Below are 12,467 nucleotides of genomic sequence, written 5' to 3' on the forward strand. Positions count from 1 at the left end.
GTGCACATCGACTTCTCCCAGGCACCGGAGACCGTGGCCCCACAGCTGCTCGGGGCCACCCTGCGACGCACCACGGCCGAGGGCACCGTCGCCGTGGAGTTGACCGAGGTCGAGGCCTACCCCGGGGTGGGCGACCCCGCGTCGCACACCTACAACGGCCCGACTCCGCGGTGCGTGACCATGTTCGGCCCGCCCGGACGGCTCTACGTGTACGCCAGCTACGGCATCCATCGCGCCGGCAACCTCGTGTGCCGCGACGAGGGCACCGGTGCGGGGATCCTGATGCGAGCAGGACGCGTCGTCGAGGGTCTTGACCTGGCCCGTTCCCGCCGCGGCCCGAAACCCACCGACGACGGCCTGGCCCGTGGCCCCGGCAACCTCGGCGCCGTCCTCGGCCTCGACCTGGACCTCAACGGCTCGGTGATCAGGCAGGACGGTGCGGAGGACGGTGCCCGTGCCGGTAGTGCCCGTGCCGCCGTGGACGCTCCCGGCTTCACCCTCACCGCGGCGTCCTTCCCAGTCGAGCAGGTCGCCGGGCCGCGGATCGGGATCTCGAAGAACGTCGACGCACCACTGCGCTTCTGGATCCCCGGCGACCGCACGGTCACCACCCCGCGCAGCCGCCCACGCACCCCCTAGCGTCCGGCCGCCTCCCCACCACCTCCCCACCGTCGAAATAGTCGCCCTCCCAGGAAGCATTTCATCCCGATTCCCTACCTGGAAGGGTGAAGAGGCTGCAGCTCCGCGATCCCGGCACCTACTATCCTCTGACTATGGGCAGACCGAATTACGAGCACACTAAAGGTACCCCTCCCGAACGCCGGCAGATCAGGTTGTTTCCCGACTATGGGCGCGACTACCCACTGTGGGAGAACACGGTCTTCGAGGACACCCCCGAAGGTCCCCGGGTCATCTGGGCCATTGGCAACCTCCCGTCCGCTGAGACGTACGGGCTCTCCACGGAGCTCTCCACACGGTTGAGGTCCTGGCAACAATTCTGGGGTGACCACACTGTCGAGTTCGGCAGCTGGGACTCCGCGGAGAACGAGAAGGCGTGGCTCGACGAGGGGGAGGAAATCGCGCGTGACCTCGCCACGGAGGTCAGCGACTTCGCCGACGTCCTCCCGCAGTTTCGCACGTAGGCTGGGGCCCACCATGACACCCACACCACGCTCCGCCTCAGCGAACACCGACTCCCGCGACGGTTGGACCAGCGTCGACGGCCTCGCCGACGCCCACCCCGGCACCGTGAAGTCCGACTACGAGATCCCCCGCACCGACTACACGCAGGCCAAACCCGCGGTGGAACGGCTCGCCAGAACGGACGGGGTCACCGTGGTCCGGTTGGCCTTCCGCGACGGCGACGTGATGGCCGACCACAGCGCCGCCGACCCGATCCTCATCCTCGGGCAGGTCGGCACCATCGAGGTCGAGATCCGGAACGAGGAGGCGGAGAACGACGTGGTCGTGGTGTCGCCCGGTTCAGCGGTCCACATCGAGGCCGGCCGCGTGCACGAACTCCGCGCCGTGGGCCCCGCCACCGCCACTCTCCTGGTGCTCAATCCCGCCACCTAGGATCCCCCGCGCGCCCCACCGTTCGAGAGATCACCCCTCCAGGTAGCGAATCGGCCCGAATCCCTGCCTGGAGGGATGAAGATCCTGCACTGCCTTCGGCCGCCGACGTCTCACCGGTGCTTGCAGCCGGGCCAACAGCAGGGACGCCGCTTGCCCTCCTCGAGTTCCTCGCAGGTGCGGCGGATCCGACGGGCACGGGTCGGAGCCTGGCGGGCATCCTCGACCCAGCAGATGAACTCATTGCGCGCCAGCGGGGTGATGTCCTCCCACAGCGGCAGGACGCTGCGGGCGATCGCCGGGGCACCGTCGTCGCCCGGGCCGCGGTCGCCGCCGAGGATGGCATCGCGCAGGTCATCGGGCAGGTCGTGGACCACACCGCCGGAGACAGCTCCGGGGACCGCCGCAGTTTCTGCCGCGGTGTCGGTGGGGGTCGTGCCTGTGGTGTCGGTCATGGCACTGACGCTACTCCCACCGGCATTCAATCGCTGATTCGAATCATTCGCTCACATTCGATCATTCACGCATCCGACGTTCTCAGGATTGAATCATTCGATCACACGCGGAAGTCCTGCACCGCGGTCCAGGCCGGGTCGGGTTCGTCCGTCACGGCGGCGTCGCCGAGGTCCCAGGCGGAAGCGACGGTGCGCAGCGTGTTCAGCAACGAGCGGTCCGCCACGGTCGGCGCGGTGGAGTCCAGGTAGAAGTGCAGCGTGACCTGCGACTCCGTTGTCTCTGCGACGGCGAGCACGCCCGCGTCGTTTTCCTCGACGGTGGCGACCAGGGCGTCCTGCACGCCGGCGGCGAGGTCCTCGATCTGCGCCATCGTCAGGTCGGACGCCGCGAGCGGGTCCGTACCCAACGTGACCGGAACGTGCAGGTCACAGCCGGGAGCAACGACGGGCGACAGCGGCAGGACGACCCGGGCGACGCCCTGGGTCCCGTCACGCTCCACGCGCAGGACGCCCCGGGCGGGACGCCCGTCCGGGTCCAGCGCGGCCGCGGCCATGCCGTCCACGCGTCGGCGCAGCTCGTCGACTGACACGGCTCCCTCGGGACTGTGGTCGGTGACGGTGACGCGTCCCAGCCAGGCGGCGGCGCGGTCGGCGCCGAGGACGTCGTCGAGCATGCGCGCGGCGAGCGCCACGTCCGGCACGGCTGCAACGCCCGCAACGCCCGGAGCGTCCTGCGTGGCCGGAGCGTCCTGCGCGGGAGCCTCGGCACCGAACAGGGAGCGGCGCATCGCCGCGGTGGCCACAGACCCCCAGTTCGGGTGCCATACCTGCACGTGCAACACGGTGTGACCTGCAGTGACGCCGATGCGGCAGAGGGCGGGGTCGGGCGTCACAGGGCGTCCAGCGCCTGTTCGAGGTCGGCGAGGAGGTCGTCGATGTTCTCGATGCCGATGGAGATGCGCACCAGGTCGTCCGGCACCTCCAGGGCGGAGCCGGCGGCGGACTGGTGCGTCATCTTCGCCGGGTGCTCCAACAGCGACTCCACGCCGCCGAGGGACTCCGCCAGGCAGATCAGGCGGGTATTCTCGCAGAACTGCAGCGCCGGGGCCTCGCCGCCGGTAAAACGCACGGAGACCATCGCGCCGAAACCGTCCATCTGACGTGCGGCGACGTCGTGACCGACGTGCTCGGGCAGACCCGGGTAGAGCACCTGGGAGATCTCCGGGCGGCCCTCCAGGAACTCCGCGACGGCCTGGGCGTTGGCGCAGTGGCGGTCCATGCGCACGCCGAGGGTCTTGATGCCGCGGTAGGTGAGGTAGGCGTCGAAGGGGCTGGGTACCGCACCCACGCCGCCCTGCAGGAAGAGCAGTTCGCCGTCGAGGTCCTCGTCGTCGGTGACGATCACGCCGCCGACCACGTCAGAGTGCCCGCCGAGGTACTTCGTGGTGGAGTGCATGACCACGTCCGCGCCCAGCGCCAGCGGGCGCTGCAGGTACGGGCTGGCGAAGGTGTTGTCCACGATCAGCTTCGCCGGGTGGTCCTTCATCCCCTCCGCGGTGGCGGCAATGTCGGTGATACCCAGCAGCGGGTTGGTGGGGGTCTCCAGCCAGACCAGCGCGGTCTCCGGACGCAGCGCGGCGGTGACCTGCGCGGTGTCGGCGGTGTCGACCACGGAGACCTCCACGCCCCAGTCGCGGTAGGTGGTGTCGAGCAGGCGGAAGGTGCCGCCGTAGGCGTCGTTGCCGAGGATGACGTGCGCGCCCGGACGCAGCAGCGCGCGCAGGACGGTGTCCGTGGCGGCCATGCCCGAGGAGAACGCGCGGCCGAACTTCGCGCCCTCCAGCGCGGCGACGGTCTCCTCCAGGGCGGTGACCGTGGGGTTTCCGCAGCGCGAGTACTCGAAGCCGCCACGCAGCTGCGCCACGCCGTCCTGCGCATACGTCGTCGAGGCGTAGATCGGGGCGTTGATCGCGCCGGTCTGACCGTCCGGCTCGTAGCCGGCGTGGATGGCGTTGGTGTCGAAGCCGAAAGGACGTCCCGCGGCGTCCGTCAGGCGGTCGCCGGCCTGCAGGGCAGCGGCGCGGCGTGCGGCGGTGCCGGCGTCCGCACGCGACTCGTGCTCGTTGGAGTGGTCGTCGCTGCTCATGGGGGCTCTCCTGTGCTGGTCGGCTGCTGAAAATATTTCGCGTGGCCATCCTATCGAACCGAGCGGTCTACCTCAGGACGCGCCCCAGGGTGTGGCACGCTGGGCGTATGAGTGACAACACCACAGCCACAGCCGCTTCTCTGCGCGCCGCCGTCGACGCCGACCCGCGCAGCATGTGGGAACGCATGGTCGCCGGCGAGTACTACCTCGCCGACGACCCGGAGATCGCCGCGGCGTCCGTCGCCGCACGCTCGGCGTGCTTCCGGCTGTCGCAGACCGACCCGGCGGACGCGGACTCCTGGGACGCGCAGGTCCGCGACCTGCTCGGCCACGTCGGCGAGCGCAGCCAGGTGTGGGCCGGGTTGCGCGTGGACTACGGCACGAACGTGCACCTCGGCGACGACGTCTTCATCAACGTGGACGCCACGATCCTCGACGTCTGCCCGGTGCGCATCGGCGACCACTGCCAGATCGGCCCCGGCGCGCAGTTCCTCACCCCGCTGCACCCCCTGGAAGACCACGAGCTGCGCGCGACCGGCTGGGAGTACGGCGCGCCGATCACCCTGGGTCGCAACGTGTGGTTCGGCGGTCGGGTGACGGTGTGCGCGGGCGTGACGATCGGCGACAACGTGGTGGTCGGAGCGGGTTCTGTGGTGACCCGTGACCTGCCGTCGAATGTGCTGGCCGTGGGGACGCCCGCGACGGTGGTGCGGGAGCTCTGAGCGTGGCCTGAGACCGCGCGAAGGTGGATACCCACGGGGGTACTGGTGTTACCAGTGTTACTTATGTGACTGAAGTGACGTATGTTGCGTAGGAGAAACCTCCTCTCCTGCCGCATCCGTCCGTCCCTGCAGCCCCGAAGGCCCCACCGTGACCTGTCCCCGCCGCCCCCGCCCGTTGCGTCGCATCGCCGCAACCACCACCGCCGTCGCCACCGCGCTCGCGCTCGGCGCCGCCCTGCTCCCCACCGCCACTGCGCAGGACGCACCGGACGCCCAGCAGGACGTCCAGATCGATACGTCCAACGTGGACGTCGACCTCGGCGGATTCCAGGACCTCCTCGAGAACGAGATGATCCTCGACTACGTCGAGCTCTGCCAGTCCGGCGACGACGCCGACGGCGAGCCCTCCGACGCGACGGAGGTGACCGCCGTCGCCGACTGCAGCCAGTCCACCGGCAATGGCATCGCCGTCGTCCTGCCCGAGAACATCGAGGTCGGCTCCGCCGCCGAAGAGATGACCATCGACCTCGGGGAAGACATCTCCATTCTGGGAATGACCCTGGAGCTCGGTGAACGCAACCTCATCGAGATCCTGAGCGCTGTGGTCCTGGACCAGGACAGCCTCAGCCCCCTCATCAGGCGGACTCTCACGGCCCTGGACTACCCGAACATCGAGCCACGCCGCCTCGGCGCCTACAGCACCTACGCGCAGGTCCAGCAGGACGCTGCGCTGCCGTACGAGGCCGCCTACCGCACCGAGAACGGCGAATGTAAGCGCCGCATCTTCGGGCTCTGCGTCGAATACGAGAAGATCCAGGTCGAATACGACACCAACCTCGCCCAGCGCACCGAGGCACTCAAGATCGCCGGGTACCTCACCGGCGAGACGTACGACTACACGCAGCCCGTCGAGCTGCCGGAGCGTCCTGCGCCGCGTGGCACGTCCACCGTGATCGGGGACGGCACCCAGGTCGCCGCGTCCATGCGCGGCGGCGACGCCACCGCCGAAGCCAATGAACTCTTCGGCCTGCCCGGCATCGCCCTCGCCGCCGCCGACGAGGAGCGCAGCTCCATCGCCTACACCCGCCTCGGCTTCGCCTCCGCCATGAACATGGACACCGACGAAATCGGCCTGACCTGGTTCGGACGCGCCCTCGACTTCGACCGCCTGCGCAAGGACGGCATCGTCGAGTTCGCCGGCGAGGAGGTCGCGGACATGCTCGACACCGTCGACGACCTCGAGGTCCCCGCGCTCAAGGAGGTCAGCTGCTTCGGCCTGAACTCCCGCGCCACCGCCGAGGGACTCGGCAAGTGCACCAACATCCTCGGCACCGTCGACACCTACCAGGACCTGCGCGACCCCGAGGTCGGCGAGAGCCGCCAGAGCCAGGTCGGCTTGACCGACGTGACCTCCCTCGTGCTCGGCAACGACGCCCTGCTCAAGCAGCTCACCGGCGAGACCGAGGACACCCCGTTCCTCGACGACCTGATGCACAACGTCACCTCCGAGGACGACCGCCTGAAGTTCGCCAAGGACTTCGTGCGCCTGACCTCCGACACCTACACCGACGAGGTCGAGACCCCCGTGCTCGACGACGACGGCAACCCCGTCCTCGATGACAACGGCGAGCCCGTCACCGAGATGACCACGCGCACCACCAGCGCCGCCTGGCTGACCAGCGACTACGGCTTCCGCGACCCGATCACCGTGGAATGGCTCGGACAGCGGGTGGTCTTCTTCCCCGCCGTCGAGGTCAACGGTGACGAGCGGCCCAACTACCTCAGCCTGCCGGAGATCGAGGCCGTCGCCGACGACGCCGACGCCGGACTGCTCCCCAAGGTCAGCCTCGTCACCTGGGACAACGCCTTCGGCCTGGGCACCGTTGCGCTGGACGACCTGACCCGCCCGGACATCATCTTCGCCAACTGGCTGGATAGCGTGACCCTCATCGATGACATCGTGTGGCTCAGCGAGCTGCTCGGCAGCGGGGAGTCGGGTGCCGGGGACGGCGCCGACGTTGCGGAGGCGCTCGCGCCGTAACCGCCGGCCGCGCTCGCGGCGTCCTACGCGGCCTTCTACGCGGGACGTCCTGCGGGCGGCGGGGTACCAAGTTGGACCTGGGAGCGTTGAGTCGACCAACTCAGCGCTCCCAGGTCCAACTTGGTACCCCTACACCGGCAACACAGGGGCCGAAATCGAGCGTGGGATGTCTGAACCCGGAGGTTCAAACATCCCACGCTCGATCTTGGCCCCTCACAGCGCAGCGCCATCCCATAATCAGCATTACTGATGCATAGATGATTATATGTATGGCATGACGTTGACAAGAACACATGCACAGAGCATCCGACGCGCCATGGCCCTGGGTGCCGCGGCGCTCATCACCGCAGCCGGACTGACCGCCTGCGGCGACGACGAGGACACCAGCGCCGCAGCCACCGACACGGGCGCCAGCGCGTCCGGAGCGTCCGGCGGGTCCGGCAGCGCAGCCCTCGAGGAAGCGTCCACCCTCATCAGCGAAAACACCGACCTCATCTGCATGGGGCCCGCGGTCTTCGATGGCGACGATGTCGAGTCCCTGTCATGCGTCTGGGACTACAACGAAGGCATACCTCCCGAGGACGTGCTCAGCGAGGTCATGCTCTGGACGGACGAGGACGTCCCCGACCAGGAGGCCACGCTGGAGGCGAACCACAACCGCCCAGGCGGGATGGCCTCCGCCGGAGTAGAGCTCGACTGGACCCAGTTCGAGGCATCTGCCGACATGGGCGGCTACGTCGAGGCCGACGGTGCCCGCGGCGTGTGCACCGGTGGAAACGACACCTGCGCCGACCTCGCCAACGAGCTCGGCTGGACATTCAAGAGCAACGGTGAGATCTCCACCGAGATGCAGGCGTACTCCGGCTGGGACAACCTCCAGGAGGCGCGCGACGCCATCCGCGAGAAGCTCGACATCCCCTGCTCGAACCTCAACGCCCCCACCGGCGAAGCGGCGCAGTGTGGGACGGGCGTCCTGGCGTTCGACCTCTCGGTCGACGACCTGGAGGACGAAGGCCTCTTCGAGGGCTTCGACCGGGCCGAGGCCAGCAAGGTCGAGGACGGCGACTGGGTCATGGTCTGCCGCAACGACAACCGCGAGAACTGCGACGAGGTCGCCGAGCACACCGGCCAGGAGGTCGAGGCGGCGTAACCCGCACGGCTACCCGCACCCGGCGGGCCCCACGCTTCACCACCTGTTCACCTCCAGGGCCCGCGGATCTCACCGTGGATTCATCTCGGCTCCGTAGCGTCACGATCTGTTCCTGACGTTTTCGTTTAGAGAGAGTTGACCGTGAACCACAACCGCACCGCCGTCGCCGTCCTGAAGACCGGACTGGGTCTCGTCGGCACCGTATCCCTCCTGGCCACCGCCGTCGCCTGCAGCGACAGCAACGCCGACGACAGCGCCACCGGCGGCAACCCCGCCATCCAGCACCGCGAAGCCGACGGCGACCTGACCGCCAACGGCGGTGCCCGACGCCTCGACGGCGACCAGGGCGACTACGTCCGCGACGCCGTCGCCGCCACCGGCGCCAAGAACGTCATCCTGCTCATTGGCGACGGCATGGGCGACTCCGAAATCACCGCCGCCCGCAACTTCGCCGAGGGGGCGTCCGGCAGTTTCAAGGGCATCGACGCCCTGCCGGTCACCGGCCAGTACACCCACTACTCGCTGAACGAGGACGGCACGCCGAACTACGTCACCGACAGTGCGGCGTCCGGCACCGCCTGGGCCACCGGCACGAAGTCCTACAACGGCGCCATCGGCGTGGACGTCGAGGGCGAGAACCAGCAGAACCTCATCGAGAAGGCGAAGTCCGCCGGCCTGGCCACCGGCAACGTCTCCACCGCCGAAATTCAGGACGCCACGCCCGCCGTGCAGGCCGCCCACGTCGCCAAGCGCAAGTGCTACGGCCCGGAGGACGCCGACGCCTGCGGCGACGACCTCCTCGACAAGGGTGGCGACGGCTCCATCTCCGAGCAGTACCTCGAGTCGCGCGCGGACGTCACCCTCGGTGGCGGCGCGGAAAGCTTCGCGCAGAAGGCCAAGGCCGGCGAGTGGAAGGACAAGACCCTGCTGGAGCAGGCCGAAGAGCGCGGCTACCAGCTGCCCACCAACGCCGCCGAACTCGACGCCATCTCCGAGGCCAACCAGGACTCCCCCGTCCTCGGCCTGTTCTCCGACGGCAATATGCCCGTGCGCTGGGACGGCGACACCGCCGAGAAGGAGGGCTACCTCAAGCCCGCCCAGGAGTGCACCGACAACCCCGAGCGCACCGAAGACATCCCCAAGCTCGCCTCGATGACGAACAAGGCCATCGACCTGCTGAGCAACAACGACGACGGCAAGGAGAACGGCTTCTTCCTGCAGGTCGAGGGCGCATCCATCGATAAGGAAGACCACGCCGCGAACCCCTGCGGGCAGATCGGCGAGACTGTGGACCTGGACGAGGCCGTCCAGGAGGCGCTCTCCTTCGCCGAGGAGGACGGCGAGACCCTGGTGCTCGTCACCGCCGACCACGCGCACACCAGCCAGATCGTGGGCGGCGTCGACGAGGACGACATCAAGGAGATCGCCGAGGACAAGGACATCAGTGTGGAGGAGGCCCGCGCCACGGTGTACCCGGGTCTGTCGCGCAACCTGATCACCCGTGAGGGCGCGGAGATGACCATCGCCTACGCCACCTCCGACAACGTCGACACCGAGTCACAGGGCCACACCGGCACCCAGCTGCGCATCGCCGCCTACGGGCCGTCCGCCGCGAACGTCTCCGGGCTGACCGACCAGACGGACCTGCACTTCACCATCGCCGACGCGCTCGGCCTCTAGGTGTAGTTTCCGGGGCCGTAGTTTCACCCCCCGCTATGCCGGGGAATGTGTGGTGGCATATCGTCACCACCATGACTTTCAAGAAGCTGGCGGGCTCCCTGTTGTTCCGGATCGTGGTGGCGATCATCCTCGGCATCGTGTTCAGTCTCTTCTTCCCGGAGTGGCTGGCCCGGGTCTTCGTGACCTTCAACGGGCTGTTCGGCAACTTCCTCGACCTGTTCATCCCGGTGCTGATCTTCGCGCTGATCACCCCGGCGATCGCCGGAGTGGGCCGCGGGGCCGGGAAGTGGCTCGGGCTGACGGCGGGCATCGCCTACGGCTCGACCGTCATCTCCGGGCTCATCGCCTTTGCCGTCGCCACCGCCACCTACGGCTGGCTCCTGGGCGACCAGAAGATCAGCACGCTGGTGGACATCGACGAGGGCGCGCTCTCCCCCTACTTCGAGATCGAGATGCCCGCGCCGTTCGAGGTGATGACCGCGCTGATCCTGGCCTTCTGCGTGGGCCTGGCGATGACCGCGGTGAAATCGGACATCCTGCACGGTGCCGCCCGCGAGCTCGAGGGCGTGGTCATGAGGGTGATCAGCGCCTTCGTGATCCCCCTGCTGCCGGTATTCGTCTTCGGCGTGTTCCTGTCGATGGGCATGAACGGCCACCTCCTGGACGTGATCTCCTCCTTCGCGAAGGTGCTGGTCCTCGCCGTGGTGATGACGGTCCTGCTGGTCATCGCCCAGTACCTCGTCGCCGGGGCACTCACCGGACGCAACCCGTTCAAGGCCCTGGTCACGATGCTGCCGGCCTACGCCACCGCGCTGGGCACCTCATCCTCGGCGGCGACGATCCCGGTGACGCTGGCCAGCGCGAAGAAGAACGGCGTGCCGGACAACGTCGCCGGTTTCGTGGTCCCACTGTGCGCGACGATCCACCTGGCCGGGTCGATGATGAAGATCGCCCTCTTCGCCCTCGCCGTGGTCCACATGTTCGACCTGGACGTGAACGCCGGACAGGTCATCGGCTTCATCCTGCTGCTCGGCATCATGATGATCGCCGCCCCGGGCGTGCCCGGCGGCGCGATCATGGCCGCCGTCGGCGTTCTGCAGTCCAACCTCGGTTTCGATGCGGACCAGATCGCCCTGATGATCGCCGCCTACATCGCCATCGACTCCTTCGGTACCGCGGCGAACGTCACCGGCGACGGCGCGATCGCCATGGTCGTCAACAAGCTCTCCAAGGGCCGTATCGGCACCACCGACGACGAGATCGAGACCGAGGGTGTGCTGAACACCAACGAGTCCTGATGCGCCGGCTCATCGTCGTCACCCACCCCGAGGCCACGCACCACGTGGACGGTCTGGTCGGCGGCTGGTTCGACTCGCGTCTCACCGCCCGCGGACGACAGGACGCCGCGCGCATCGCCGACGCCGTGGCGTCCTGCGTTGAAGGAAGTGGCGGGGACGGCGGGGACGGCACAGCGCTCGTCGCGTCCGACCTGACGCGCTGCCGCGAGACCGCCGCGCCCGTCGCCGCGACCCTGGGCGTGGAGGCCACGTTCCTGCCCGCGCTGCGGGAGAAGTCCTACGGCGAGGGGGAGGGACGCCCCGACGCATGGTTCCGCGAACGGTTCACCCCGCCGCCCGCCGTGGGCGAGCGGTTGGGGCACGATGAGGGGCTGGGCGCGGAGACCATGGGGGACTTCGCGCGGCGCGTCCACGCGTGCATGGACGAGGTCCTCGCTGCGGGACGTCCCGACACGGTGGTGGTCACCCACGGTGGGACGGCGACGATGGTCATCGCGCACTGGCTGCGCCTGCCCGTCGAGGCCCTGGGGTACGCGCGTTTCGGCGTGACGCCCGGCAGCATCAGCGTGCTGCGGGAGGACGACTACTTCCACAACCGCACCCTGGTCAGCCTCAACCAGACCGGGCACCTGGGCGGCACCTGGCCGGCTAGCTAGTTCACCGAGCCGATCCGGCTCAGCGGCCAGACCTTGAACTGCACCTTGCCCACCACGTTGTCCAGCGGGACCATGCCCTCCTCCGGGTCACCGGCGAGGTTGTAGTAGCGCGAGTCCTTGGAGTTGGTGCGGTTGTCGCCCATGAGCCAGACCTTGTCGTCCGGCACGGTGACCGGGCCGAAGTACTCGCCCTGGCAGGCGTCCGAGCCGGTGGTCTGGTTCACGGGGTAGGCCATGGGCTCCTCGGTGAAGGAGTCGTCGACCTTCTCGCCGTCGACCATGATCCCGGGGTCGCCTTCCTGGCACTGCACGGTCTGCCCACCGGTGGCGACGACACGCTTGACGAGGGTGAACTCGTCCGGGGCCAGGATGCCGATCTTCTCCAGGCCGGTCTGCAGACCCTTGACCAGCGGCTGGGACGAGCGGGTGGACACATAGTCCTCCGACCACGCCTCGGTGCCGGTGAACACGACCACGTCGCCCTGGGAGACGTCGGTGAAGTGGTAGGACACCTTGTCCACGAAGATGCGGTCGTCGGTGCAGCCGTCGCAGCCGACGAGCGTGGGCTCCATCGACTCCGACGGGATCTGGTAGAGCCGCCCGACGAAGGTGTTGAACAGCCCGAGCAGCAGGATCGCGATGAGGAAGGTCACGAGGTACTCGAGCCACGCCGGACGCTTCTTGGGCGTTTCCGTCGCGTCCGTCGTTCCCGGCGTTTCCGCGGTTTCACTGGAGTCAGTCACCCTG

The 12,467-nt window shown here is 68.6% G+C and carries 13 protein-coding genes; 9 read left to right on the forward strand and 4 right to left on the reverse strand.

Annotated features, from left to right (window positions below):
* From ACT3SZ_RS03000 to ACT3SZ_RS03010, 3 genes are all read left to right on the forward strand, one after another.
* Entirely contained in the window at positions 1–639 is a 639-nt protein-coding gene (locus ACT3SZ_RS03000) for a DNA-3-methyladenine glycosylase (RefSeq protein ID WP_444616575.1), read from the forward strand.
* 134 nt (positions 640–773) lie between these two features.
* On the forward strand, positions 774–1,142 hold the full coding sequence (locus ACT3SZ_RS03005; RefSeq protein ID WP_444616576.1) for a hypothetical protein: 369 nt from the start codon (positions 774–776) through the stop codon (positions 1,140–1,142).
* A gap of 13 nt (positions 1,143–1,155) precedes the next feature.
* Positions 1,156–1,575 carry an XRE family transcriptional regulator gene (locus ACT3SZ_RS03010; RefSeq protein WP_444616577.1) on the forward strand — a complete coding sequence of 140 codons (420 nt, stop codon included), beginning with the start codon at positions 1,156–1,158 and terminating at the stop codon, positions 1,573–1,575.
* Positions 1,576–1,685: 110 nt separating this feature from the next.
* Here the strand turns inward: ACT3SZ_RS03010 and ACT3SZ_RS03015 are convergent, their stop codons facing one another.
* The 3 genes from ACT3SZ_RS03015 to ACT3SZ_RS03025 form a co-directional block, all read right to left on the reverse strand.
* Positions 1,686–2,027, reverse strand: a complete 342-nt coding sequence (locus ACT3SZ_RS03015) for a YdeI/OmpD-associated family protein (RefSeq protein ID WP_444616578.1) — start codon at positions 2,025–2,027, stop codon at positions 1,686–1,688.
* Between the two features lie 101 nt (positions 2,028–2,128).
* On the reverse strand, positions 2,129–2,860 hold the full coding sequence (locus ACT3SZ_RS03020; RefSeq protein ID WP_444616579.1) for a hypothetical protein: 732 nt from the start codon (positions 2,858–2,860) through the stop codon (positions 2,129–2,131).
* A 56-nt stretch (positions 2,861–2,916) separates the two neighbouring features.
* The gene (locus ACT3SZ_RS03025) at positions 2,917–4,173 is read right to left on the reverse strand and encodes a cystathionine gamma-synthase (protein ID WP_444616580.1); all 1,257 of its coding nucleotides are present in this window, start codon (positions 4,171–4,173) and stop codon (positions 2,917–2,919) included.
* A gap of 107 nt (positions 4,174–4,280) precedes the next feature.
* On the opposite strand from ACT3SZ_RS03025, the gene ACT3SZ_RS03030 reads away from it, so the two are divergent.
* The 6 genes from ACT3SZ_RS03030 (at position 4,281) to ACT3SZ_RS03055 (ending at position 11,720) form a co-directional block, all read left to right on the forward strand.
* Positions 4,281–4,895 carry a sugar O-acetyltransferase gene (locus ACT3SZ_RS03030; RefSeq protein WP_444616581.1) on the forward strand — a complete coding sequence of 205 codons (615 nt, stop codon included), beginning with the start codon at positions 4,281–4,283 and terminating at the stop codon, positions 4,893–4,895.
* A gap of 148 nt (positions 4,896–5,043) precedes the next feature.
* Positions 5,044–6,936, forward strand: coding sequence for a hypothetical protein (locus ACT3SZ_RS03035; protein ID WP_444616583.1), 1,893 nt, complete (start codon positions 5,044–5,046; stop codon positions 6,934–6,936).
* Between the two features lie 274 nt (positions 6,937–7,210).
* Complete coding sequence (locus tag ACT3SZ_RS03040) at positions 7,211–8,086, forward strand: hypothetical protein (protein ID WP_444616584.1); 876 nt, start codon at positions 7,211–7,213, stop codon at positions 8,084–8,086.
* Between the two features lie 141 nt (positions 8,087–8,227).
* Positions 8,228–9,766, forward strand: coding sequence for an alkaline phosphatase (gene phoA, locus ACT3SZ_RS03045; RefSeq protein WP_444616585.1), 1,539 nt, complete (start codon positions 8,228–8,230; stop codon positions 9,764–9,766).
* Positions 9,767–9,837: 71 nt separating this feature from the next.
* The gene (locus tag ACT3SZ_RS03050; protein ID WP_444616586.1) at positions 9,838–11,064 is read left to right on the forward strand and encodes a dicarboxylate/amino acid:cation symporter; all 1,227 of its coding nucleotides are present in this window, start codon (positions 9,838–9,840) and stop codon (positions 11,062–11,064) included.
* Positions 11,064–11,720: a histidine phosphatase family protein gene (locus ACT3SZ_RS03055; protein ID WP_444616588.1), complete on the forward strand. Its 657-nt coding sequence runs from the start codon at positions 11,064–11,066 to the stop codon at positions 11,718–11,720. Before ACT3SZ_RS03050 ends, ACT3SZ_RS03055 begins: the two co-directional genes overlap by 1 nt.
* Here the strand turns inward: ACT3SZ_RS03055 and lepB are convergent.
* A complete protein-coding gene (lepB, locus tag ACT3SZ_RS03060) occupies positions 11,717–12,463 on the reverse strand; it encodes a signal peptidase I (protein WP_444616590.1) in 747 nt (248 codons plus the stop codon). The genes ACT3SZ_RS03055 and lepB overlap by 4 nt on opposite strands.
* Positions 12,464–12,467 lie beyond the last annotated feature (4 nt).

Source organism: Corynebacterium sp. AOP40-9SA-29, assembly GCF_052377405.1.
GTDB lineage: Bacteria > Actinomycetota > Actinomycetes > Mycobacteriales > Mycobacteriaceae > Corynebacterium.